At 44.2% G+C, this 24948-nt stretch carries 18 protein-coding genes; 11 read left to right on the top strand and 7 right to left on the bottom strand.

Features of this window, described 5'->3' with window-relative positions; translation table 11 throughout:
* Window positions 1-21: 21 nt before the first annotated feature.
* Together BC349_RS19485 and BC349_RS19480 are read left to right on the top strand one after the other, a co-directional pair.
* Complete coding sequence (locus tag BC349_RS19485; protein WP_187258471.1) at window positions 22-750, top strand: class I SAM-dependent methyltransferase; 729 nt, start codon at window positions 22-24, stop codon at window positions 748-750.
* Entirely contained in the window at window positions 738-1592 is an 855-nt protein-coding gene (locus BC349_RS19480; protein ID WP_187258470.1) for a glycosyltransferase family protein, read from the top strand. The genes BC349_RS19485 and BC349_RS19480 overlap by 13 nt, the downstream gene beginning before the upstream one ends.
* Here the strand turns inward: BC349_RS19480 and BC349_RS19475 are convergent.
* The gene (locus BC349_RS19475; RefSeq protein WP_222840238.1) at window positions 1581-4280 is read right to left on the bottom strand and encodes a T9SS type B sorting domain-containing protein; all 2700 of its coding nucleotides are present in this window, start codon (window positions 4278-4280) and stop codon (window positions 1581-1583) included. The two genes, BC349_RS19480 and BC349_RS19475, sit on opposite strands and share 12 nt — an antisense overlap.
* Before the next feature lie 80 nt (window positions 4281-4360).
* On the opposite strand from BC349_RS19475, the gene BC349_RS19470 reads away from it, so the two are divergent.
* Window positions 4361-5851 (top strand): oligosaccharide flippase family protein, encoded by a 1491-nt coding sequence (locus BC349_RS19470; protein ID WP_187258468.1) that lies wholly within the window; start codon window positions 4361-4363, stop codon window positions 5849-5851.
* Window positions 5852-5855: 4 nt separating this feature from the next.
* Here BC349_RS19470 and BC349_RS19465 read toward each other — a convergent pair whose 3' ends face one another.
* Complete coding sequence (locus tag BC349_RS19465; protein ID WP_187258467.1) at window positions 5856-6605, bottom strand: MqnA/MqnD/SBP family protein; 750 nt, start codon at window positions 6603-6605, stop codon at window positions 5856-5858.
* Window positions 6606-6671: 66 nt separating this feature from the next.
* Between BC349_RS19465 and purB the strand changes: the two genes are divergently transcribed.
* Window positions 6672-8015 (top strand): adenylosuccinate lyase, encoded by a 1344-nt coding sequence (purB, locus tag BC349_RS19460; protein ID WP_187258466.1) that lies wholly within the window; start codon window positions 6672-6674, stop codon window positions 8013-8015.
* 18 nt (window positions 8016-8033) lie between these two features.
* Here the strand turns inward: purB and BC349_RS19455 are convergent, their stop codons facing one another.
* Window positions 8034-9626 carry a peptide chain release factor 3 gene (locus tag BC349_RS19455; protein WP_187258465.1) on the bottom strand — a complete coding sequence of 531 codons (1593 nt, stop codon included), beginning with the start codon at window positions 9624-9626 and terminating at the stop codon, window positions 8034-8036.
* A gap of 67 nt (window positions 9627-9693) precedes the next feature.
* Between BC349_RS19455 and BC349_RS19450 the strand changes: the two genes are divergently transcribed.
* From BC349_RS19450 to ctlX, 3 genes are all read left to right on the top strand, one after another.
* A complete protein-coding gene (locus tag BC349_RS19450) occupies window positions 9694-10515 on the top strand; it encodes a universal stress protein (protein WP_187258464.1) in 822 nt (273 codons plus the stop codon).
* 204 nt (window positions 10516-10719) lie between these two features.
* Window positions 10720-12174 (top strand): arginine deiminase family protein, encoded by a 1455-nt coding sequence (locus BC349_RS19445; RefSeq protein WP_187258463.1) that lies wholly within the window; start codon window positions 10720-10722, stop codon window positions 12172-12174.
* 37 nt (window positions 12175-12211) lie between these two features.
* Window positions 12212-13132, top strand: a complete 921-nt coding sequence (gene ctlX / locus BC349_RS19440) for a citrulline utilization hydrolase CtlX (protein WP_187258462.1) — start codon at window positions 12212-12214, stop codon at window positions 13130-13132.
* Here ctlX and BC349_RS19435 read toward each other — a convergent pair.
* Window positions 13121-14011: an SDR family oxidoreductase gene (locus BC349_RS19435; RefSeq protein WP_187258461.1), complete on the bottom strand. Its 891-nt coding sequence runs from the start codon at window positions 14009-14011 to the stop codon at window positions 13121-13123. The two genes, ctlX and BC349_RS19435, sit on opposite strands and share 12 nt — an antisense overlap.
* Window positions 14012-14021: 10 nt before the next feature.
* Entirely contained in the window at window positions 14022-16145 is a 2124-nt protein-coding gene (locus BC349_RS19430; protein WP_187258460.1) for a prolyl oligopeptidase family serine peptidase, read from the bottom strand.
* A 172-nt stretch (window positions 16146-16317) separates the two neighbouring features.
* On the opposite strand from BC349_RS19430, the gene pfkA reads away from it, so the two are divergent.
* Complete coding sequence (gene pfkA, locus BC349_RS19425; protein ID WP_187258459.1) at window positions 16318-17304, top strand: 6-phosphofructokinase; 987 nt, start codon at window positions 16318-16320, stop codon at window positions 17302-17304.
* 35 nt (window positions 17305-17339) lie between these two features.
* On the top strand, window positions 17340-18830 hold the full coding sequence (gene pyk / locus BC349_RS19420; protein WP_187258458.1) for a pyruvate kinase: 1491 nt from the start codon (window positions 17340-17342) through the stop codon (window positions 18828-18830).
* Window positions 18831-18881: 51 nt separating this feature from the next.
* On the opposite strand, the gene BC349_RS19415 is transcribed toward pyk, so the two are convergent.
* On the bottom strand, window positions 18882-19598 hold the full coding sequence (locus tag BC349_RS19415; RefSeq protein WP_187258457.1) for a copper homeostasis protein CutC: 717 nt from the start codon (window positions 19596-19598) through the stop codon (window positions 18882-18884).
* A complete protein-coding gene (locus BC349_RS19410) occupies window positions 19598-20629 on the bottom strand; it encodes a glycosylasparaginase (RefSeq protein ID WP_187258456.1) in 1032 nt (343 codons plus the stop codon). The genes BC349_RS19415 and BC349_RS19410 overlap by 1 nt, the downstream gene beginning before the upstream one ends.
* 97 nt (window positions 20630-20726) lie before the next feature.
* Here BC349_RS19410 and BC349_RS19405 point away from each other — a divergent pair, with 97 nt between their 5' ends.
* Window positions 20727-22625: a CocE/NonD family hydrolase gene (locus tag BC349_RS19405; RefSeq protein ID WP_187258455.1), complete on the top strand. Its 1899-nt coding sequence runs from the start codon at window positions 20727-20729 to the stop codon at window positions 22623-22625.
* A 339-nt stretch (window positions 22626-22964) separates the two neighbouring features.
* Window positions 22965-24872, top strand: a complete 1908-nt coding sequence (nagB, locus tag BC349_RS19400; RefSeq protein ID WP_187258454.1) for a glucosamine-6-phosphate deaminase — start codon at window positions 22965-22967, stop codon at window positions 24870-24872.
* The last annotated feature ends 76 nt before the right edge of the window (window positions 24873-24948 follow it).

Genomic DNA, 24948 nt, shown 5'->3' with positions numbered 1-24948 from the left:
TGTTAAATAAAACCAGTTTAAATGCAATCCTTGCGCGAAATATATGAGGCACATTCAGGCCGATTGTTGAATAAATGGGAGCACTATATTGATATTTATGATCAGTATTTCAGTAAATACCGTAATACTGATTTTACTTTTCTGGAGATTGGTATAGCCCATGGCGGATCTCTTGAAATGTGGCGTAAATACTTCGGAGAAAACGCAAAAATCATTGGAGTTGATGTAAATCCTGAATGTAAAAAATTCGAAGGGGATAATATTTCAATACACATTGGATCACAGGAAGACGAAGCATTTCTTACTGATTTGAAATCTAAGATTCCAAAAGTTGATGTCCTTCTGGACGATGGCGGGCATACTATGAAGCAACAAATAACTACATTCAACGTGTTGTTTGACCATGTGAAAGAAGATGGTTTATATGTCTGTGAAGATCTGCATACTTCATATTGGGAAAGTTATGGAGGTGGCTATAAAAAAAAGGGGACATTTATTGAATTCAGCAAAAATCTCATTGACTTTATACATGGATGGCACGCAGTGAAAAGTGACAAGGCTAAAATGATGAATAACGTAACGCAAAGTGTAAGAGCGTTACATTATTATGACAGTATGCTGATCATTGAAAAAATGAAAATGACACCACCCAGAAATACCTTTAAAGGTGAAGCACAGCTTACGCATCATTTTGAAGATTTTGGTCAAAAAAAGAAATGGACTAAACAGGTGAAATCATGGCTAAAATAGCCGGAGTTGTAATTCTATTCAATCCGGGTCAGGAGGTTCTTGAAAATATCAAAACTTACTCCCGCCATATCAGTAAGCTTTTTATTGTTGACAATAGCCCAAAACCAGCCACTATATCAAATTCGGAATCCTTGACTGGAGTTAAATTTGAATTTATTCATGACTCCAAAAATCAGGGGATAGCAAGCAGGTTAAATCAGGTTGCAAAAGCAGCTATAGATGATGGTTTCGACTTATTGCTGACAATGGACCAGGATTCTTATTTTGAAGAACCTGATATCGCAGCATATATGGCATGCTCAAAAAATATTAATTGGGAGCGTATTGCCATGGCAGGGATTAATTTTGGAGTTCAAGCCCCAAAAGAAATCAACTGCCACACATCCGTTGTAACTGAACTTATCACCTCAGGGAGCATTTTAAATCTACGTTTATTTAATATAATTGGCGGTTTTGATGAAAATCTTTTTATTGATGAAGTTGACCATGATTATTGCTATACCGCCATTGAAAAGGGATTTGAAATAGTCCTATTTGAAAATATCAGGCTCGTTCATAGTTTGGGGAATAGCTCAGAAAACTTGTCTTTAAAAAGTTTTAAAAAAACTGCAAGGACATTACATTCGCCGATCAGAATTTACTTTATGACCAGAAACTATTTTTATGTAACACAAAAACACAGTGGTCATTTTAAGGTAGAAATGAAAAACAAAAAAAATGCTTTATTAAACCGTATTAAGAACAATCTATTATACGGAAATGAACCTTTCCTTGTATTGAAATATATTATTAAAGGGCTGATAGACTTTAGAAAACAAAAAATGGGACCATTATCGAAGTAATTGCACCAATCCTTTTTTATTCACCTTTCCACAGATTGAAACTCCGCTAACCTGAAATACATATGTTCCTTCATTTTGTCTTACACCTTTTAGAGTGCCATCCCAGCATTCTGCCTGGTTAGTTGTAGAAAAAACAATTTCCCCCCACCTATTCCAAATAGTAAACTTATATTCCTGTAAAGCCAGAAGTTTTGACACGCCAAAGCAATCGTTCTTATTGTCGCCGTTTGGAGTAAAAGCATTTGGCATTTTAAATTCCTCATTTGCCGCACCTGGTGTTACATAAACCTCAATAGAATCAACTGAATTACAACCATTGCCATCAATTCCAGTAAAATAATACGTAGTGTTTTGCATTGGTGCCACCCTTATAGAATTTCCCTGACGTTCAACTATTGACTGATCATCAGCCCATAAAAATGTATCTACTCCTGTAGCCGTCAAAAATGAGGTTGTTTGTTTACAATCAATGTCATTTGATTTTGTAACATTTATCTGAGGCATTTCAAATACTTCAATGGTACTTATCAGGGTATCGCTGATATTGCACAAATCATCTGAAATTATAACTTTTATTACACCTGACTCATTTAAGGATGCCTGGTATGACAGACCTGTATTTACTGGTTGATCATTCATTAACCACTGGTAAGATGTTCCTCCGTATGCATTTAAAGTGAAATCAATTCCTGGACATACAGCAGAATCTGCAGGTGACACACCGAATGAAGGCATGGGGTTAACTTCTACTAAAACAGAGTCAATTGATTCGCATCCTAATGGAGACCTTGCATTAACGAAATATTTGAATGTGTTTGGTGGATTTACATCAGTAATGGATGAATTTATATCACTTATAAATTGATTGGGAAACCAGTTTATAGAATTGAAGGAAGTGGTATTTGCATTCAGCCTAATACTATTCCCTTTACATAATTGTACTGCATCTACCAAATTGATTACAGGGGCTGATTCAACTTTAACGACAGCAGAATCAGCAAATAACATAAATTTTGAAAAGTTGATATTATCTATTGCAAATACCGTTTCGCCCCCTGATTTTGTTCCAGTAATAAACGTTATTTCAGCATTAGCTGAATTCCCTGAATTCCAGAAAATACGATAGTTCTCCCAATCACAAAGATTCTGTTTTCCAAATTTCGCTTCGTCTATTTTATTACCATTTATAAATATGCGGATTACCGGAAATCCATCCTTAAGGTTTTGCAGATTGAATCGGAGTATATATTCACTATTTGCCTGTACAGGTACACTAGTTTTCCAGATTGTTTTTCCCGGAGTAGTCTCCCCATTTACCAGCAACATATTTGAATTAGGAATGGTGGAATTACAGGATATACCTGGATTCCAAACTTGAGGGTTTGATCCTATCCAATATCTACCACTTGAGATACCTGAAGCATTAAAGGAATATTCTGAGGAAAATGAAATATTGCCACCTTCAAAACCTCCATTAGGTACCAAATTAGTACCTGGTAAAAATCTTTTATATGGATATAAAAATCTGGAATTAGCAGTTATTTGATGTTGTTGAATATTTTCAGTAAAAATACCATTACCGGTTTTCCAGCAATATTCTTCGGCTAAAGGCGCTCTGATGATAATATCTGAATTTTCACAAACCGATGTATCCATTCTCCCATTGGGACTCGCTTCAGTATTTGCTTCAATCTTAATTGTTTTTTCGATTTCAGCGATACAGCCATCAAAGAATTCTACACCTAATTTTACGTCAAGAGCCTTATTAAGACCACCCAAATTTACAACTGGGGTCAAAATGGTTGATGTTCCATAATTGCCAAAATCCCAATTAACTCTCTTTACATCGTCCGTATAGGAATTGAGTTCAATTTGTTCAGGGTTGCATAATGAAAACCGATAACCAAAATCCACTTCCTTATTGCATTGAATATTACAGGAGTCGGTCGATGTTACACATTGGGGATTAGTTGTATTTAAAGTTGCTGTACCCTTTAATACGCCATTCCAACTTGGATTACCCTGTGAGTTAACGAGACTTGAAAATTGATAATATGCCAGCAATCCATTCTGAGTGGCAGGTGATGGAAGTGAAATATCCATATTAGCCTTGATCTCATTCGCTGTGCGGGCTGTTTTCCATATTCTCACTTCGTCAATAAATCCGATTAATCCTTCAGCTGGAGAGACCATCATATTGTCGGCGTTCTGGCCAATTGTAGTAGGATAATTATTAAGAACCAGATTTCCACTGCAATTTACCTGGCTCATTAAATAACCATTACGATAAAATTTTAGGGTAGTTCCATCATAAACCAATGCTACATGGTAGGTCTTGTTCAGGTCGAATTCACAAACCTGTGGTGTAATAAAGTAACCATTTGTCGTAGTAACTTCCGCTGAACCGGGGCGCAAAAGATAATTTACATCGTTGGGATCCTTATGTTTTGAAACAATATCTCCGGCATATACGTAAGGGCCAGAATAGGGACTTGTCCGATTAAATTTCGCCTCAATAGTAACTTTGTCTCCGGAGATGTCAAGGTCTCCTATCTGAACTCCTGCCCCGCTTTCCATTATTCTTAACCATGAATTACAACTGGTTGACAAGGGCACTTGATTTATTTGTGCCAATATGGATACAGGGAGAAAAAGTAAAACAGCAAAAAAGAAATTATTGATTTTCATAAAGATCAGGCATAGCACCGCCAAAATAAAAGATTTTCTCCATTTTTCGAAGTAAAGCAATATTATTTAGTTTTGATGGAATGGGGACCATCCAAAAGCAAAGCATACGATCTACAGCAATAATCATACTCGGATTTGCAATTGGTGCTTTCAATTTGTTGGTTTTAAGTCCTAAAATACTTTCTCCGGATGTACTCGGTCTAACCAGAGTAATTACAGATGCGGGACTTACACTAGCGACCCTGGCAACTTTGGGAACACTCCCGGTCATATATAAATTTTTCCCATTTTTTAAATCATATCTAAAGCCGGAAAGAAATGATCTTCCCTTTATTTCTGCGGTAATTTGTTTGGTAGGATTCATTGGTGTGTGTGTCGGTGGATGGCTGGCTGATGATTTTATCGTTCGTAAGTTCAGTGAACGGTCACCACTATTCGTAGAATACAGCCAGTATGTTTATCCCTTTTGCTTCCTAATGCTGATATTCATGTGGTTGGAAAGTTTTGGCTGGTCCTTCCGTAAAAGTATTACAACAAACACCCTGCGTGAACTCATACCAAGGATTTTTTTTACAGTACTCCTGATTTTATTCAGCTATCATTTCCTGGATACAAATTCATTTGTATTCCTGTTTTCCATCTCTTACCTACTCCCGGTCATTATCCTTTTTATTGTTTTAAGAAAAACGGGGGAATTCCAGTTCAATTCACAAATCAGCCCGGTAACCTACAGGCTTAGAGGCAAATTGACCAGTTTTGGAATTTTTGTATTTGGCGCCCAGTTCCTAAATTTATTGTGCCGCACCATTGATACGTTTCTGCTTGCCTCTCTAGGAGATAGAGGATTAACTGATACAGCTGTTTTTACAATCGCCACATATATTGTTACGTTGATGGAAGTTCCACAGCGCAGTATGAATGCTGTTTCAATTCCTGTTTTGGCCGAATCTTGGAAAAATAAGGATCTCGCTGGAATTAAAAGTATTTACAGTAAAAGCGTAGCCAACCTTTTGGTAATAGGCCTGGTAATGTTTTCGCTAATCTTCCTGAATATCCACAATATTGCATTTTACCTTGGTGATAAGTATTCTGGCATAACTGCGGTAGTATTATTTATGGGCTTAGGTAAACTCATAGATCTTGGTACTGGTGCAAATAGCCAGATTATCACAACTTCCAGTTTTTGGAAAATTGATTTTTTCACCAACGTTGTATATTCTTTGGTTGCCCTTCCACTTAATTATTTCCTGATTTCCCACTTCGGTCTAATGGGGGCTGCTTACTCAACGTTGATTTCTCTGACTTTTTATAATCTACTACGATTTGGCTTCCTTTACTTTAAATTTGGAATGCAGCCTTATAACAGAAAAAATCTTATCGCGGTCTTAGTTGGAGTAATTGCCACTTCCCTGGTTTATTTTATCCCCCGGGTGGAAAATTTCTATATTGACACTGCCATGCGTACAGCCCTTTTTATCGGACTTTTTGTACCGGGTATATATTTCCTGAAGGTTTCCAATGAAATCAACCAGGAGATCGATAAATACTTAAGAAAGCTTCGGGTCAAATAACCGCTTAAAAGCCAAATCTTTTCAGGTAATCCAGGTATAATTCAAGGCCTTTCATTTTCTGCTCATCCAGCCTGTAATCTATATTCCGGGTATAATATTCGTAGAGATCATAAACCTCATAGGGATTTTGAGCGATTACTTCCTCCAGCCGCTGCAAACCATACTCATTGACCAGGTTGAATCTATTGATAAACTCCTCCGAAATTGGCTTATTACTGATCCAGCCGGCAAACACAAATGGCAGACCTGTAAAGTCTTTCCAGGTTTCACCCAGATCGTAATTGTAAGTTGATACCAGTCTTTGTTCCAATGCCCGGTCCCCAATGACCACACCCGCAGTTGTTCCCTTTATCCGGTCCCGGAAATCCTCCCTGGTATCGGTAATAACCGGGTTTACCTGCCAGTATTCGCGCATGAGGATTTTTGCCAGGCGGACAGAAGTGCGGCTCTGGTAATCCAGCAATATTTCGCTTACTTCTTCTATTGGCACTTCGCTGAAAATACTTACAGATGAAACCCTGCCATTGCAGGCTATCCCATAATCGGAAACAAAATGATATTCCTTTAATCTCGGAATGGTCGCCACCGGTACCAAACCGATATCTATACTGTCTTCAAGCAACCTGGCGGCTACATTGGAAGGATAGTCCATTTCCAGCAGGATATCATCCTTCATCATTCCCTTTTCCAAACCATAAATCAAGGGCTTTGTATTCAGGTAACTTACTGCGCCTACTCTGATTTTTCTGTCCACTCGCTTTGATTTAATTTTGCAAATGTACAGGACCAGTGAGTTTTGACACGCATATTATAATTCAACATGGAACTTCAATCCCTTACCGCCATCTCGCCTATCGACGGCCGTTATCGCAACCAGTTACAGCAATTAGATGAATATTTTTCTGAATATGCCCTGATGAAATACAGGGTAATCGTGGAAATTGAATACTTTCTCTTCCTGGCCGATAACCGTTTCTTTAAGCTGAACGCCCGGGTGCGCAATTTCCTGAAAGAGGTGGCTGCCAATTTCAGCCCGGATGATGCCGCTACCATAAAGGAAACCGAAAAAATCACCAACCACGACGTAAAAGCGGTTGAATATTTCATCAAATCCAAACTTGACGCCTGTGATGCCGGACAACTTAAAGAATGGGTACATTTCGGACTCACTTCCCAGGATATAAACAATACCTCCATTCCTTTGAGCTGGAAACATGCCATGGAATATGAATACCTGCCTGCCTTGCTGAACCTGAACAACCAGTTCAGGACCCTGGCAGAAGAATGGAGGGATATCCCCATGCTGGCCCGCACCCATGGCCAGCCTGCCAGTCCCACACGCCTTGGAAAGGAAATGATGGTTTTCGTAGAACGCATCAGCAACCAGATAGACCAGCTGATCAACGTACCGTACTTAGCTAAATTCGGCGGCGCCACCGGTAACTTCAACGCCCACCATGTTGCTTATCCCAAGAAGAACTGGGTAGCCCTGGGCAATAGTTTTGTGGAGTCCATCGGTTTGCAAAGACAACAATTCACTACACAAATTGAACATTACGATAACCTGGCGGCACATTTTGACGGACTGAAAAGGATCAACAATATCCTGATCGACCTGTGCAGGGACATCTGGACGTATATTTCAATGGATTATTTTAAGCAGAAGACAAAAAAAGGTGAGATCGGCTCTTCAGCCATGCCCCATAAAGTGAACCCAATTGATTTTGAAAATGCCGAAGGCAACCTGGGGATGGCAAATGCCCTGCTGGAGCATCTTTCAGCCAAACTCCCCATCAGCAGACTGCAGCGCGACCTTACTGACTCTACCGTATTACGCAATATAGGGGTGCCTTTTGCACATATCATTCTGGCCATCCGGTCTATAGAAAAAGGACTGGGCAAACTGGTGCTGAATGAAAAGAAGATCAACGATGACCTGGAAAATAACTGGGCCGTAGTGGCGGAGGCCATACAGACCATCCTTCGCAGGGAGAATTATCCCAATCCATATGAGGCATTGAAAGACCTGACCAGGGGAAAAGCAGCTATTGATAAAAAAGCTATCCACGCTTTTATCAGGACACTGAAGGTAGATGCTGCCGTTAAAAAGGAATTACTGGCCATCAGCCCGTCCAACTATACCGGCGTCAGCCCCGATTTTTAGCCGGGGCTGTCACCGGCCTTATTCTTCCTTGTGAATTTCTGAAGTAAAGTGGAATTCAATATCAGGATTATTGGTTCTTTCCGTATTGAGGAACCATTCACTTTGTGCCAGGTACACTTCGTGGCCATCCTTATCTTCTGCAATATTGGATGATTTGAACCGGGTGAACTCCTGTAATTTTTTCGGATCCTTACTGGTTATCCAGCAGGCTTTGTAAAACGGTTGCGCCCTGAATTCCACTGAAGCCCCATATTCCTGCAGCAGCCTGTATTGTATCACTTCAAACTGAAGTTCACCTACGCAGCCGATAATCTTCTTATTGCCACCAAACTGGGTAAACAACTGCGCCACCCCTTCGTCTGTCAACTGCATCAAACCCTTTTCCAGTTGTTTGGTTTTCATCGGGTCCTTGTTCACCACTTCCTTGAATATTTCCGGTGAAAAGGACGGAATACCGGTAAAATAAAAGTCCTCCCCTTCTGTGAGTGTATCACCGATCTTAAAGTTGCCGGTATCAAATAACCCGACCACATCACCCGGGTAGGCTTCTTCGATCACATCTTTACTCCGGGCGAGAAAGCTATATGGGTTGCTGAATCTCACGTCCTTATCTAACCGAACGTGATGAAAATATTTATTTCTTTCAAATTTTCCGGAACAAACCCTTAAAAACGCGATCCGGTCGCGGTGTTTGGGGTCCAGGTTGGCGTGTATTTTGAAAATAAATCCGCTGAACCTGTCTTCCTCCACATCCACTACCCGCTTGCTCGTTTCGCGGCTCCTGGGTATTGGGGCGATCCGGATGAAAGTATCCAGCATTTCCTTTACTCCAAAATTGTTAACGGCACTGCCGAAAAACACGGGTGCTACCTGACCGGCAAGGTAATCTTCCACATTCAGTTCTCCATGTACGCCATCCACCAGTTCAACGTCTTCGCGCAGGATGGCGGCATCCCTTTCGCCAAGCCGCTGGTCCAGAACAGGGCTGGAAAGGTCCTCCAGATGAAGGGTATCTTCCTCTTCTGCTTTGGTACTGGCGGTAAACAGGCGGAGGTTTTTATCGTGCAGGTTGTACACCCCTTTAAAATCCTTTCCGCTGTTGATGGGCCAGGTCAGGGGATGCAGGTGGATGGACAATTCTTTTTCGATCTCTTCGATCAGGTCGAAACGGTTCTTGCCATCCCTGTCCATTTTATTGATAAATACAATTACCGGGGTGTCGCGCATGCGGCAGACTTCCATCAGGCGTCGGGTCTGGTCCTCTACCCCATTCACACTGTCCACTACCAGTATTACGCTGTCAACGGCGGTCAGGGTCCGGTAGGTGTCTTCGGCGAAATCCTTGTGGCCAGGTGTATCCAACAGGTTGATAAGGATTCCCTGGTATTCGAAAGTCATAACAGAAGTGGCCACTGAGATACCACGCTGCCGCTCGATTTCCATAAAATCCGAAGTGGCATGTTTCTTAATTTTATTACTTTTAACTGCACCAGCGGTTTGAATGGCACCACCAAAAAGTAGCAGTTTCTCGGTTAATGTGGTTTTACCGGCATCGGGGTGGGAGATGATGGCAAAAGTGCGTCGACGTTGTATCTCTGTATGGTATTTCATAACGGCGGCAAAGGTAATACTTGACAGTCATCATGAATCATTTTGTAATTTCCCTTAAATTTATTGTATGAAAACCCTACTGGTCCCGATTGATTTCTCAGAAACATCAAAAAATGCTGCCAATTATGCGGTAGCCCTGGCAAAAGGCATTGATCAGTCTAAGCTGGTATTTTTCCATGTGTTCAACCGGGTATCAGCCGGAGCAGATGGAACCCCGCTCAAAACCAACCTGGAAGCCCGTAAGCAGATAATTGAAATGGCCCTAAACAACCTGGTGCATGAGATCGCGCCAATGATGGATGTTAAAGTGGTGGCGGAGGAAGGCGATTCACTTACTGAAAGCCTGGTCCGGTATGTAAAGCACCATGGTGCTGACCTCGTTGTAATGGGGCTAACAGGTACCAGCAGGATCGAACAACTCCTGATGGGCAGCAATTCCCTGAATATGGCACACGAAGCCATTTGTCCGGTTTTGATTGTACCATCAGAGGCAAAGTATTCCGGCATTAATAATATTCTTTTTGCCACGGATATGAAGAATGTAAAACAAAACACCCCCATTCAACCACTCCGTAACCTGCTGGAATGTTTCAAGGCAGATCTGCACGTGGTAAATGTTAACAGTGAAATACATGTTGAAATAACGGATGAGTACAAGGCAGAGAAGGCAGATCTTGAAGAAATGCTGCAAGGTTTCACCCCCTCTTTTTATTTTATCCGGATTGGTGATTTCGTAGACGCCATCAATACTTTCGCAGCAGATTTTAAAATAGACCTGATCCTTACCATACCCAGGAAACATAGTTTCATGGAATCCCTTTTCAACCCCAGCCAAACCAAGAGATTACTTTATCATACCCATATTCCGCTTGTGGCGATACATGATTAACAGGTTCTTACAAGTTTTTTTTAATGTGAAACGCTCCATATGGGGCGTTTCCTTATTTTTGGCCTTCCTATGTACAGCAATATCTGCATACCATCATTCGCTGCTATCACCCTTCCGGTGAATTTTTACATTCCGGATTAAATTCCGGACTTCCTTTTTTTTGCTGTATTCTAAATAATTCATTTGGTTATTAATTATCCGATTATGCCTAAAGAGATTGCATTTGCCAGCGTTACCAGTGAAATTGGTACCTTAAAACGATTATTGGTTCATAGTCCCGACAGCGGTCTGGGAAAAGTAGTTCCTTCCAAAGCACAGGACTGGTTGTTTGAAGACATTGTACACCTCGATACCATCCGCAGGAAAGAATATGATTATTACACCAAAATCCTGCTATATTTCCTGGATCCGGAAAAGATCAGGGGGAAACTGCAGCAGATAGATGCACCTTCTGCCAACAGAAATTTCTACAAGCCCGGTCACAAGGATTTTTTCCGTTCCGATAAAGTAATCGAACTCCAATGGTTGTTGGAGGAGATACTGGAGGATCACGAGATCCGAATTAAATTACTGGCTTCAGTTTGCGCTATTGAAGGTTGCTCCCATAAAAAGCAGGAAGAATTAAACCAGTATTCGCCTGTTGACCTGGCGAAAATATTTATCAGCGGAACCGCTACTGACAAGAGTTTGCTCTTCCCTCCTATTCCGAATTTTATTTTTACCCGGGATATTGGGATTACCATCAACAGCCACATCCTGCTGAACAAACCGGCAAAAAAAGCAAGAACACGTGAGGCCTTGCTGATGCGGTATATTTTCTTCCATCACCCCCTGTTCGCAGACCTTCGCGAAAATATCATTGAACTGCCCGATACCCATCAACATTTTCTTTTACCCAAAGAAGGCGATGACAAAAAAGTAACCCTTGAAGGCGGAGACGTGATGGTAGTCAGCAAGGATCATGTATTGATTGGCGTGAGTGAAAGAACCAGCCTGGAAGCTGCACACCAGGCCGTTCATGCACTGTTTGAACAGAATGTTGTAAAGAAGGTATCGATTGTAAAAATCCCCAAGAAACGCGACTACATGCATATCGACACAGTTTTCACCCAGGTGAAAAGAAATGTGTGGGTGATGCTGGGGCATTTTTCAAAAAAATCCATCAAAAAGGAAGACGCGGACATTGTACAGCGAATTCTGGAAGGCAAAAAATCCGAAAATAAAATCCAGGTGATCCAGTTTCGGAAAAAGGATCTTGAGAACCCGGTTTATTTCGACAATCTCGAAGACCTGCTTAATGATATCAGCCGCAATGACCTTGGCTGCGATGAAAAAGTCAGGTTTATTTATTCCGGAAACAATGAATTTCCTTTTGATGCCCGGGAACAGTGGACAGACTCCTGTAATGTACTGGCATTGAAAGAAGGTGTGGTACTTGGTTACGACAGAAACGATAAAACCTCTACTGCTTTTGAAAAGGCCGGATTTGCGGTGGTACCTGTAAAGGAATTGCTGGAGAAACTGGAAAATGGCGAAATAACAACCGATGATATTAAAGACACCATGATCCTGATGCCTTCGGCTGAATTGTCGCGTGCCAGGGGTGGTTTTCATTGTATGAGCATGCCACTATTAAGAGAGCCGCTGAGTGAGAAATAACAATTTGCCACTTTTTCAAGCATCACAACCAGTATATATGCAGACAACCTCACATATCATGATGATCAGGCCGGTCAATTTCAGTTTCAATGCTGAAACAGCTGTGAATAATGCCTTCCAGGTAGCAGGACAGGCTGGAAATGCCCAGGAGAAGGCCCGGCAGGAATTCGACAATTTCGTGGAAAAGCTCCAGAGGCATGGTATAAATGTAACAGTGATCAACGATACCCCGGAACCTTATACTCCTGACTCCATTTTCCCGAATAACTGGGTCAGTTTTCATGAAGACGGCACCGTGGTGCTTTACCCCATGTTTGCCGTGAACCGGCGGGCTGAAAGAAAACAGCATGTACTCGACGAAATCTACAGCCGTTTCGGTCACAATAAGGTAATAGACATGAGCCCCGATGAACAGTATAATCATTTTCTGGAGGGAACGGGCAGCATGGTGCTTGACCGGGAGAACAGGATCGCCTATGCCTGCCTTTCTCCCCGGACCGATAAATTACTGGTTGACAGGTTCTGCGCATTCATGGACTATAAACCAGTTACATTTTATGCCAGGGACAAGGAAGGAAAAGAAATCTACCACACCAATGTGATGATGTGTGTGGCTGACAAATATGTTGTCATCTGCCTCGACTCTGTTACGGATAGCCTTGAGCGTGGGTATGTCAGCCAGGAAATTATCAATAGCGGCAAAAAAATCATAGAGATCACCCCTGACCAGATGAATTCATTTGCCGGAAATATGTTGCAGGTAACCAATGACAAGGGAGAACTTTTCCTGGTGATGAGTTCACAGGCTTACCATTCCTTAACAGGTGACCAGCGGGCTGAACTGGAATCATTCAATAGTATCATTCATTCTGAACTGACCACTATTGAAACAAATGGTGGCGGCAGTGCACGTTGTATGATGGCCGAAATTTTCCTGCCCCGGAAATCAACCATTTAACCGGCAGATTATATCATCGAGGGAATGGGGTTCAAAACCAAGTTCCCTCGATGATTTACTGATATCAAATCCTGTTTTCGCCGGCCTTTTCCCCGGCTGGGTAAAAGTATCTGCGGTCACCCGGGTGATGAGACTGGCATCCAATCCGCAACTTTTGGCAATTTTCAACGCCATTGCATATGGTGTAACCTGGTCCTTCCCTGATATATGCCAGATACCGGCAATTTTTTTCCGGATTACTATTTCTATGCCGGCTGCCAGATCTTCCACATAAGTAGGAGTTCTCCATTGATCATCCACCACCTTAATAGGTTTACCCAGTTCAAGGCTTTCCCTGACCCAGCTGTACAGGTTATGGCGGCCCGCTAATTCTTTTTTCCCAAATACCAGGCAGGTCCTGACAATTGCCCAGGGAATCTCCGCGGTTTGAACAATTGCTTCAGCTTCCACCTTGGTTTGTCCATACCAGCTAACCGGGTTAACATCGTCATCCTCACTGTACATTCCTTTGTTCCCATCGAAAACAAAATCGGTGGACAGGAAAATAAAAAAGCTGCTGTATTCTTCTGCATCGAGCAATAACCTGGCAGTAGCTTCGACATTAATGGAATGAGCTTCATTCTGCTTCAGCTCGCAATCATCCACCTGGGTCATAGCAGCACCATGCACCACGATGGCAGGCTTTTCCCCGGCCATTATTTCCCGGAGTTGAAAGGGGTGTGTAATATCGGCTTCAAAATAACGGATATGGCCACCAGGCATGGGTGAACGCCAGGGACCTTTCCCCGTTGCAATGACTTCGTAACCTTTTAAAGAAAGGAGCCTGACCAGTGCCTGTCCAACCATACCGTTGGCACCGGTTATGAGAATTTTTTCCATCCGTTTTTTATCATTTAAAAGATGGTTTGATTCCCATCTGGTAAAAACTGAAAGACATCAGGTCAGCCGACAACTCAATTGATTTGGTGAGGTTACTGGCGCCATGCCCTGATTTCGTGTCGATCCTTATCAGAAGTGGATTTTTCCCTTTGTATTTCTCCTGAATGGTAGCGGCATATTTAAAGGAATGCGCAGGCACGACCCTGTCATCATGATCGGCAGTTGTGATGATGGTAGCTGGATATTTGATTCCCTCCCTGATATTATGGATCGGCGAATATTTGTAAAGAAAACCAAACTGCTCAGGCTTTTCGCTGGAGCCATATTCCGCGATCCAGTTCCAGCCAATGGTGAATTTCTGGTAGCGCAGCATATCCATCACACCAACCTGCGGAATAGCAACCCCGAATAACTCTGGCCGCTGATTGATCACCGCTCCGATCAGGAGGCCACCATTGGAACCTCCCTGGATGGCCAGTTTGGCCGGGCGGGTGTATTTTTCTTTAACCAGGAATTCTGCGGCAGCAATAAAATCATCAAACACATTCTGCTTTTTCTCCAGCATGCCTGCCTCATGCCATTTTTCTCCGAACTCTGACCCTCCTCGAAGGTTGGCCACTACATATATTCCCCCCTGCTCAAGCCAGGTGAGATTTACCGCACTGAAACCTGGTGTCATGCTGATATTAAAACCACCATAGGCGTAAAGCAACAAAGGGTTGTCGCCATTGCGTTGCAGGCCCTTCCTGGCAGTAATGAACATAGGTACCATGGTACCGTCTTTACTGGGATAAAACACCTGGCGGGTTTCGAAAGCTTCCGGCGAATAACCCGGAATCTTGGGTGCCCGAAAAACCTGGCTGTTGCCGGTAACCGGGTCGAACCTGAAAATAGTGGGTGGATAGGTGTAGGAACTGAAGGTAAAAAAGAGCACTTTATCGTCGGGGTTTCCGCCGAATCCGCTGGCATTGCCGATTCCGGGCAGGCGGATCTCTTTCACCAGTTTTCCATCGGGCTGGTACATATATACATGCGAACTCACGTTTTCGAGGTAATTAAGAAAGAGTTTCCCTCCACCGGTAACAGCGTTTTGAATGGGGAATTTCCCTTCCTTAATGAGGGTCTTCCAGCTTTCTTTGGCGGGATCGCTCGCCTCAAGGCTCACCAGTTTATAATTAGGGGCGTCTTCATTGGTGCGCAGGATGATATTGTCGCCAATATTGTCCACCCAGTTGTAGGTAAAATGACCGACATCTTTCACGATGGGCTGCCAGCTCTCTTCCCGGGAGCCGGCATCTTTAAAATAGAGGGCGTTCCCCATCAGGCCTTTGCCCCGGTCGCTGATATTCAGGATCACAAACCGTTCATCCATGCTGGTGGAGGCGATATGAAACCTTTGCGGGTTTGCCGGATCTTCATAAACCAGTTTATCTGCACCCTGGGAAGTGCCGATAGTATGATAAAAAACCTGGTGATTCTCATTTTTGGTGGACAACTCCTTTCCTTTTTCGGGGGCGGGATAGCGACTGTAATAAAATCCATTTCCCTGCCAGGCGATAGTAGATACCTTTACCCATTCAATAGTATCTGCAAGTGTTTGCCCGCTTTCCATGTCGCGGACCAGGTAGGTCTGCCAGTCTGAACCGCCTTTTGACAGCGCATAAACGGCAAATCGCCCGTCCCTGGACAAAACAAAACTCGTAAGCCGGGTAGTACCATCGGGCGAAAGAAGATTAGGATCAATCACCAATTCCTCTTTCCCTGTCAGTCCCTTGGTCCTGAAGAGCGCGGACTGGTTTTGCAGGCCATTATTTTTATAATAATAAAAATACTCGCCTTTCCGGAAAGGCGCTGAAAATTTCTCGTAGTTGCTGACCTGCAGCATCCTATCCTTCCAGGCATTACGGAATGGGATCTGCTCCAGGTAACCAAAGGTCAGTTTATTTTGTTCTGCCACCCATGCCCTGGTTTCTTCACTGTTATCATTTTCCAGCCAGCGATACGGATCGGGTACCGAAATGTTGCCGTACTGGTCGATCGTATCTGTTTTTCGGCTGACAGGGTAATTAAGTTGCGAGAAGGCCTGAAAACTAACAAACGTAAGCAAGGCGGTTTGATAAAATTTATTCACCATAATAATCTGGATTTACCGGAAAGCAAGTATAAGGAAAAATGCACGGATGACTCACAGCTTACATAATCGTTTCAAATCCTTATTTTTGGCGCGCCTATTTGAAATTTCTGATAGGTCCTAACGAAGCTGGCCACCAATGAGCATGTTAAACCAAACTAATTAATTTAATTCGATGAGCGACAGAAAGGTCACAAAAATCGGCGTTTTGACTTCCGGGGGCGATTCTCCGGGGATGAACGCAGCTATCAGGGCAGTTGTAAGAACCAGCTTATACCATGGTCTGGAAGTTTATGGTGTATTAAGAGGTTACAACGGAATGGTAGAGGATGATATTTTCAAGATGGAATCACGGTCTGTGGCCAATATTATTCAGCGGGGCGGCACAATCCTTAAAACTGCGAGAAGCAAGGATTTCTATGAATATGATGGCCGCAAGAGAGCATATGATAACCTGAAAAAAAGAGGCATTAATGGTCTGGTGGTAATTGGTGGTGACGGAAGTTTTAATGGTGCCCTCCGCTTCAGCAAGGAGTTTGACATCCCCTGTATCGGATTACCCGGTACTATTGATAAGGATATTGCGGGAACGGATTTTACCATTGGTTTCGACACTGCGGTAAATACTGCTGTTGAGGCCATCGATAAAATTCGTGATACTGCTGATGCACACGATCGTCTTTTTATCATTGAAGTGATGGGCCGCGATGCCGGTTACATTGCACTTCATAGTGGTATAGCCACCGGCGCGGAGCATATCCTGATCCCTGAGAGGAAAACAGATATTGAAAGTGTTATTGCCAGCTTACAGGAAAAAGAAAAGCGAAAGAAACTGGTGAACCTTATTGTTGTGGCCGAAGGGGATGAATTTGGCGGTGCCGAACAGGTTGCCAGGGTTGTAAAGGAAAAAATGCCTAACGTAGATGCAAGGGTTTGTATCCTGGGGCATATACAGCGGGGCGGCTCTCCTTCCTGCATTGACCGTCTGATCGCAAGCCGGATGGGATACCATGCAGTAGAATGCCTTCTCACAGGTAAACATAATGTGATGGTTGGCATCCAGAACAATAAAATGCATTATACCCCCCTGGAGAATGCAGTTAAAGCCAAACAGAAGATCAATGAAGAATGGATGAGGATTGTAAAAATCCTTGCATCCTGATCAGATTAAATCAGCAAGCAAAGAAATTCCAACATATGTCAAAAAACGCCTCCAAGTACCTGCACCAGCAAATGGATAAAGAAGCAGGCAGGCAGCATGCTTTCAAAAGAACCAAAATTGTAGCAACCGTAGGACCAGCCTGCGATACATACGAAAAACTCCTGGACCTTGTGAAGGCGGGTGTGAATGTATTCAGGTTGAACTTTTCGCATGGCTCCCACGAAGACAAGGCCCAGATCATTGGGCATATCCGTAATATAAACTCCACCGAACCATACAATATCGCCATCCTGGGTGACCTGCAAGGCCCAAAACTCAGGGTTGGTGAAATTGAGAACAATGGCATTATGGTAAATGAAGGTGACATTCTCACCTTTACCAATACAAAATGCGTAGGCACCCTTGAAAAGATCTACGTAAGTTACCCGAACCTGTACGCAGATGTGGTGGTCGGAAACCGCATTTTTATTGATGATGGTAAAATTGAAGTCGAAGTGGTGGAGATCACCGCACAAAATGATGTAAAGGTGAGGGTTACCCTGGGCGGCAAACTTTCCTCTAAAAAAGGGATCAACCTGCCGGACACAAAGATATCACTACCAGCATTAACCGAAAAAGACCTGATCGACCTTGATTTCATCATTGAACAGAAACTCGACTGGGTTGCACTGTCATTTGTGAAGCGGGTGGAAGACCTCCTGGAACTTCGTGCTATCCTGAATAAACATGACAGCAAGACAAAGGTTATTTCCAAAATTGAAATGCCGGAGGCCATCACGAACCTGCGAGACCTTATCCTGGAAAGTGATGGGGTGATGATCGCCCGCGGCGATCTGGGTATTGAAATCCCCATGGAGCAGGTTCCGCTGATCCAGAAAGACATTATCCGGAAATGTATGCACCGCGCCAAGCCGGTCATTGTAGCTACCCAGATGATGGAGAGCATGATTGACCGCGTTAAGCCCAACCGCAGTGAGGTAACGGATGTAGCCAATGCAGTGATGGAAGGTGCCGATGCTGTAATGCTGAGTGGCGAAACCGCTACAGGTCAGCATCCCGTTCTGGTAATTGAAACCATGAGCAAGATCATCGGTGAAATCGAAAGGAAAGCATATTACTATAACCGTGAAGAGGATCTCACTCCCCAGCCTCACTCCCCCTCTTTTCTGAGCGATGCAGTTTGTTACAATGCCTGCAAGATTGCGAAGGATGTTAATGCCGATGCATTGATTGGTATGACGCAGAGCGGTTATACCGGTTTTATGTTATCCAGTTACCGCCCCCGCTCTCCGCTGTATATTTTCACAAAGGAAAAAACTTTGGTGAACCAGTTGAGCCTTAGCTGGGGTGTTCGCGCATTCTTTTATGAGGAGGAAGACAGCCTGGATGATATCGTTTCAGACCAGATTGAAATACTTAAGGAAAGAGGCTTCCTTAATGCAGGAGATGTTGTTGTAAATACGGGAAGCACACCGGTAAAGGAGCATTTACCAACGAATGTACTGAAGATCACAAAAGTTCTGTAGGACGAATAGATCAAGGGATTCAACAGTGAACAGGTTTATGAAGCAATTCATTTACCTGTTCATTGCTTTTATGCAGGCCCTTACTTCCTCCGGGTCAACCGTATAAGTCTCCAACCTTTCCGTCATATTTCCGTTGACATAAGCCATTCCGCTTTTCAGTATGGTTCTGGCTGAACTATGAAATTCCTGCAGCCCCGTTGCTTCAGCCAGTTGCCTGATATTGCCGGAACGAATACCGGAACCTGGCAAAATGATGATCCGGTCGTCGGCGGAACCTACCAATTGCTGAAGGGATGGAAGTCCCTGCAAGGCAGTATCTGCACCACCAGAAGTAAGGATGCGCACACAACCACACTGTATAACATCTTCCAGTGCTGCCAGGGGTTCACTGACATGGTCAAACGCCCGGTGAAAGGTAACTTCCATCGGATAAGCCAGTTCCACCAACCTGGCAGTGCGGGCCTTATCAACCTTGCCGAACCTGTCCAGCAAACCGATCACCACGCCATCCATACCGATCTCCCTGCACAGTCGGACATCCTGCTGCATTATCGTGTACTCTTCACTGTTATAAAGAAAATCACCGCCCCTTGGCCGGATGATCGGAAATACCGGAATGTTCACCGCTTCCCTCGCCGCTTTAAGCATTCCATACGAAACGGTTGTGCCCCCTTCAACCGGGTTGGCACAGAGTTCAATCCGCCCACCCCCGGCCTGTTCTATTAGCCGGCAGCTTTCGATGTTGAATGCTATAAGCTCCAGTACCATCAGAGTAAATGTTTTGCTTCCCTGGTATAGGCGCCATCGGGAGTATGGACCGCGTAAGTGAATCCGGCAATAAGGGAATAAGCGCCCACTTCCCCCTGCTTGTTAATGGCAACGAAGGCAGCCTGTAATTCTTTCGCCTTTTCAATACCATTCCTTTTTACAATTCTTTCAATGGCTTTTTTACAGGCTTCTTCGGGGGAATGACCGTTGCGCATCATCTCTACCACCACATGTGAGCCACAAACCCGAACGATCTCTTCTCCAACGCCAGTTGCAGTGGCTGCGCCCACTTCATTGTCTACATACAGGCCGGCACCAATAATAGGGGAATCACCCACCCTTCCATTCATTTTAAATGCCATGCCGCTGGTGGAACAGGCACCGCTGAGGTTACCGCTCATATCAATAGCAAGCATTCCGATCGTATCGTGATTGTTCTGCTGGCCGGGTTTCACCTTGTTTTTCCGGTTCCTTTCCTCCAGGTGTTCCACCGTAATCATCGGATCATATTTTGAAGCCTTCAGCCAGTTACGCCAGGCTTTTTCGGCTTCCGGGGTAAGAAGGTTTACTTTTTCAAAACCTTCCGATACTGCAAATTTCAAAGCGCCTTCCCCAACCAGTTGCACATGTGGTGTTTTTTCCATTACCAGGCGGGCAACTGAAACCGGGTGCAGGATATGTTCCAGGCACATCACCGCTCCACAATTGCCTTTTTCATCCATCACACAACTGTCAACAGTCACTTTCCCATCGCGGTCTGGCAAACCGCCATATCCCACACTTTGATCCGTAGGATCAGCCTCAGTAACATGGATACCTTTCTCAATGGCATCCAGTGCCCTGCCATTTGCTGAAAGAATTTTCCATGCAGCCAGGTTGGCTTTCGAATTAGGCGCCCAGGTGGAAATGACCACAGGTTTCACCATTGAAGCGGGACTCAGGCCGGTAGCCGCCTGGATTTTATTTTTTCCAACAAGAACAGCGAGTGAGCCCAGCAGTGAGTGCTGCAAAAATTTTCTCCTTTCTAACATGCTAATCGATTTGAAAGTCAAAGTAAAACATTTCAGGAATCATTTCTGTACATTTATTATCTCGGAATATGCCTACAGTTTCACCAATATAATTGACATGAGAAAATTAGTGATTTTATTAACTGCCGTATTCGGTACATTGATAACAACAGCCCAGACAATCAATACACAGGATTCGGCCTGGATCCGGGACAATTATGTAAAAATGGAAAGGTATATCCCCATGCGCGACGGGGTTAAACTTTTTACTTCTATTTATATGCCCAAAGATGCCTCTGAAAAGCATCCCATCCTGATGAGCCGAACGCCCTATTCCTGTGCACCTTACGGCGAGCAGAACTGGCGTGCTTTCTGGGAAACGCATTGGAAATATTATATGCGGGAAGGATATATCATCGTGCTGCAGGATGTAAGGGGACGCTGGATGAGTGAGGGTGTATTTGAAGACGTTCGTCCATTCAACCACAATAAAAAAAGCAATACCGATATCGACGAATCAAGCGATACCTATGATGCCATTGAATGGCTCACCAAAAACCTGCCTAACAACAATAACAATGTGGGCGTTTTTGGCATTTCCTACCCGGGATTTTATTCGACCATGGCTGCTGCCAGCGGCCACCCCGCGCTCAAGGCTGTCAGCCCGCAGGCGCCTGTCACCGATTGGTTCATCGGCGACGATTTCCACCACAACGGGGCATTGGCTATTATGGATGGATTTGATTTTTATGCCGGTGGTTTCGGCTACCCAAGGCCAGCACCTACCACGCGTGGCCCTGTCAACAAGCTGAATCTACCCAGGAATGACAACTACAAAACCATGCTGGATATCGGTGCCCTGCCCAATTTCATGAAACTGACAGGCGACACCATCAAGTTCTGGAAAGACCTGTATGCCCATCCCAATTATGACGATTTCTGGAAGGCACGCGATGCAAGGAGGGCCATGTATAATATCAAGCCGGTTATGCTTACTGTTGGCGGACTGTTCGATGCAGAAGATACATACGGTGCCTGGAACCTATACAAAGCCATTGAAAAGCAGAGCAAGTCCACCAATAACAGGATCGTTATGGGGCCCTGGTTCCATGGTCAATGGAGCCGCGGAGATGGCAGCTACCTGGGCAATGTACGTTTCGGCAGCAGGACATCCGAGTGGTACCAGAATAATATTGAAATACCATTTTTCAATTATTTCCTGAAGGGTAAAGGCGAAGAACCTAAACTGGCTGAGGCAACTGTATTCTTTTCCGGAGAAAATGCCTGGAAGGAATTCAGTGCCTGGCCCCCGGAAGCAATGAAACTCCAACCTATTTACCTGTCGGAGAATGGAGGTCTTTCATGGAACAGGCCAGCCACTAAAAGCCAGCCTTCCGAATATATCAGTGATCCTGCCAAACCCGTTCCCTATACGGAAGATGTGCACTATTCACGTACCCGCGAGTACATGACTGATGACCAGCGTTTCGCCAGTCGCCGTCCTGATGTACTCACCTTCGAAACAGCCCCGCTGCAGGAGGATCTGACCCTTGCCGGACCGGTAATAGCCGACCTGATGGTGAGTATCAGCAGTACCGATGCCGATTTTGTGGTTAAGGTAATCGATGTCTTCCCGGATGATTTTGCATATAGTGATGCCATCCCCCAACCCGCAAGAACTGCCGGCGGCTCCTATCCCATGGGTAGTTACCAGATGCTGGTAAGGGGTGAAATCATGCGGGGAAAATTCAGGAAAAGCTTTGAGCAGCCCGTTCCGTTTAAACCCAACCTGCCTGAGAATGTAAAGTTCGAGCTGCCCGATATTGCCCATACTTTTAAAAAAGGGCATCGCCTGATGATCCAGATCCAGAGCAGCTGGTTTCCACTGATGGACCGCAATCCGCAAAAGTTTATGAACATTTACGAAGCAAAGGACAGTGATTTCCAGAAAGCCACCATCAGGATCCTTCACGATAATAAGTTTGCGTCATCCATCCTGCTGCCGGTCCTGAAATAGGACTTACTAATCAGAAGCATTGATCGAATAATTTACAGACCGGACCGGAAAGGTTCCGGTCTTTTTTTTTCGTTCACCATTGCAATTGCCGTCTGAAACCGGGACCGGCGTTACAAAATTTAATCAACATGCTGGTTGCTGGAAACTCCAGTAAAATATGAAAGGGGGTTCATGAAGTCGGAATAGGACATGACTGATAACTGATGGAATAAATTGAAATGATATCATACCAGAATTTCAATCGTTTGCATTGGTTTGGTACAGTATAAAGTGAAATGAAATCAGTTACATAGCACATATTTTTTTACATTCGTTCACTAATTAAAGCACAAGACCAATATGAGCATGGTAGATTCATTTGAGAAAATCCCAGTCAGGATTTTCAACAACCTCAAAGAAGGTTCCGTTTTTATCGCCCATGAAATTGCCGGAATCATTCGGCAAAAACAGGCAGAAGGCAAAAATTGCGTACTGGGACTGGCCACAGGTTCTTCACCCAAAACCGTATACGCCGAACTGGTTCGGCTGCATCGCGAAGAAGGCCTGAGTTTTAAAAATGTGATCACCTTCAACCTTGATGAATATTATCCGATTACAAACGATGCATTGCAGAGTTATAACCGGTACATGAAGGAGCAATTATTCAACCATGTGGATATTAATCCTGCCAATTGTCATATCCCTAATGGGGAATGGCCTAAAGAGAATATAAAAAAACACTGTGCCGAATATGATGCCATGATCGAAGCTGCCGGAGGCATTGACGCACAGATTCTGGGAATTGGTAACAACGGGCACATCGGTTTTAACGAACCTGGTTCCAGTCGTTTTTCCCGTACCCGCCTGATCACCCTTGAAAACTCCACTAGAATTGCGAATTCATTTGAATTTGCCAATATTTCCCAGGTACCTCGTCTGGCAGTGACCATGGGCATTGATACCATTATGAAGGCCAAAAAGATTTACCTGATGGCCTGGGGCCCAATGAAAGCCCCGGTGATTCAGAAAGCTGTGGAAGATGAAGTTACCGAACAAATTCCTGCATCTCTGCTGCAACAACACAATGATGCCGTATTTGTGGTAGATGAAATGGCGGCGGCAGACCTCACCCGTTTCCGTTCCCCATGGCTCACCGGCGATATAGAATGGACTCCCCAAATGGTTAAAAAAGCTGTGGTGAATATGGCGCTGAAAAGCGGCAAACCGGTACTGGGACTTACCAACAGCGATTACAACGACAATGGTTTGGGTGATCTGCTGGTGGAAAAGGGAGATGCTTACGAAATCAACCTCCAGGTTTTTTATATGCTTCGCGACAGCATTACAGGATGGCCTGGTGGAAAACCAAATGCAGTAATCCCGGCACATCCGGAACGTTCCACTCCCTATCCGAAAACCTGCATCATCTTCTCTCCCCACCCCGATGACGATATCATAAGTATGGGCGGCACTTTTATGCGCCTTCACGACCAGGGGCATGATGTACATGTGGCTTACCAGACCAGCGGCAACATCGCCGTAACTGATGAGTTTGTTACACGCTTCATTGATTTCGCTGTTGGCTTTGAAGAAATTTCGGGAATTGATTCCAGCAAATCGCGCGATATCCTCGCCAAAGCCCAGCAATTTCTGGCTACCAAGAAACCCAGTGAAAGTGATACTCCCGAAATCAGGTCAATCAAAGGATTGATCCGCCGGGGAGAAGCCAAGGCAACCTGTCGTTATGTGGGCATCAAGGATGAGAACATCCATTTTCAGAACCTGCCATTTTATGAAACGGGCAAGATTGAGAAAAATCCGATGGGAGAAGAAGATGTGGTGATCACCATGGAATTGTTGCGGAAGGTGAAACCCCAGCAGATATTCTGTGCCGGTGACCTGGCAGACCCGCATGGTACCCATAAGGTTTGTCTCGACGTTGTTTTTGAGTCCATGCGGCGCCTGAAAGCTGCAGGGGACGAATGGGTGAAGGATTGCTGGGTTTGGCTGTATAAAGGAGCATGGCAGGAATGGAATATTGAAGAAATTGAAATGGCCATACCGATGAGTCCGGACCAGGTAATGAAAAAGCGTTTCGGCATATTCATCCATCAGTCTCAAAAAGACATGGTTCCTTTCCAGGGCTCGGATTCACGCGAATTCTGGCAGCGTGCGGAAGACCGTAACGCCAATACAGCCAGGCTGTATGCCCAGCTCGGATTAACACAATATGCTGCTATGGAAGCGTTTGTACGCTGGCACTATTAAAATTTTCAGGGAAAATGGCTTTGAAATTTTGGAATTTAAAAGCCGTTTCCCTTATCTTTGCACTCCCTTAACGGGA

Origin of the sequence: Flavihumibacter stibioxidans, from assembly GCF_014332695.1 — a bacterium.
In the GTDB taxonomy this organism is placed as follows: Bacteria; Bacteroidota; Bacteroidia; order Chitinophagales; family Chitinophagaceae; genus Flavihumibacter; species Flavihumibacter stibioxidans.
The sequence above is the reverse complement of the archived record's forward strand: the minus strand, read 5'-3'. Positions and strand labels throughout refer to the sequence as shown.

Excerpts from the sequence above, each read along its gene's own strand:
- BC349_RS19485 (WP_187258471.1), top strand. The coding sequence starts at position 22 with ATGCAATCCTTGCGCGAAATATATGAGGCACATTCAGGCCGATTGTTG.
- BC349_RS19480 (WP_187258470.1), top strand. The coding sequence starts at position 738 with ATGGCTAAAATAGCCGGAGTTGTAATTCTATTCAATCCGGGTCAGGAG.
- BC349_RS19475 (WP_222840238.1), bottom strand. The coding sequence starts at position 4,280 with ATGAAAATCAATAATTTCTTTTTTGCTGTTTTACTTTTTCTCCCTGTA.
- BC349_RS19470 (WP_187258468.1), top strand. The coding sequence starts at position 4,361 with ATGGGGACCATCCAAAAGCAAAGCATACGATCTACAGCAATAATCATA.
- purB (WP_187258466.1), top strand. The coding sequence starts at position 6,672 with ATGGAACTTCAATCCCTTACCGCCATCTCGCCTATCGACGGCCGTTAT.
- BC349_RS19455 (WP_187258465.1), bottom strand. The coding sequence starts at position 9,626 with ATGAAATACCATACAGAGATACAACGTCGACGCACTTTTGCCATCATC.
- BC349_RS19450 (WP_187258464.1), top strand. The coding sequence starts at position 9,694 with ATGAAAACCCTACTGGTCCCGATTGATTTCTCAGAAACATCAAAAAAT.
- BC349_RS19445 (WP_187258463.1), top strand. The coding sequence starts at position 10,720 with ATGCCTAAAGAGATTGCATTTGCCAGCGTTACCAGTGAAATTGGTACC.
- ctlX (WP_187258462.1), top strand. The coding sequence starts at position 12,212 with ATGCAGACAACCTCACATATCATGATGATCAGGCCGGTCAATTTCAGT.
- BC349_RS19435 (WP_187258461.1), bottom strand. The coding sequence starts at position 14,011 with ATGGAAAAAATTCTCATAACCGGTGCCAACGGTATGGTTGGACAGGCA.
- BC349_RS19430 (WP_187258460.1), bottom strand. The coding sequence starts at position 16,145 with ATGGTGAATAAATTTTATCAAACCGCCTTGCTTACGTTTGTTAGTTTT.
- pfkA (WP_187258459.1), top strand. The coding sequence starts at position 16,318 with ATGAGCGACAGAAAGGTCACAAAAATCGGCGTTTTGACTTCCGGGGGC.
- pyk (WP_187258458.1), top strand. The coding sequence starts at position 17,340 with ATGTCAAAAAACGCCTCCAAGTACCTGCACCAGCAAATGGATAAAGAA.
- BC349_RS19415 (WP_187258457.1), bottom strand. The coding sequence starts at position 19,598 with ATGGTACTGGAGCTTATAGCATTCAACATCGAAAGCTGCCGGCTAATA.
- BC349_RS19410 (WP_187258456.1), bottom strand. The coding sequence starts at position 20,629 with ATGTTAGAAAGGAGAAAATTTTTGCAGCACTCACTGCTGGGCTCACTC.
- BC349_RS19405 (WP_187258455.1), top strand. The coding sequence starts at position 20,727 with ATGAGAAAATTAGTGATTTTATTAACTGCCGTATTCGGTACATTGATA.
- nagB (WP_187258454.1), top strand. The coding sequence starts at position 22,965 with ATGAGCATGGTAGATTCATTTGAGAAAATCCCAGTCAGGATTTTCAAC.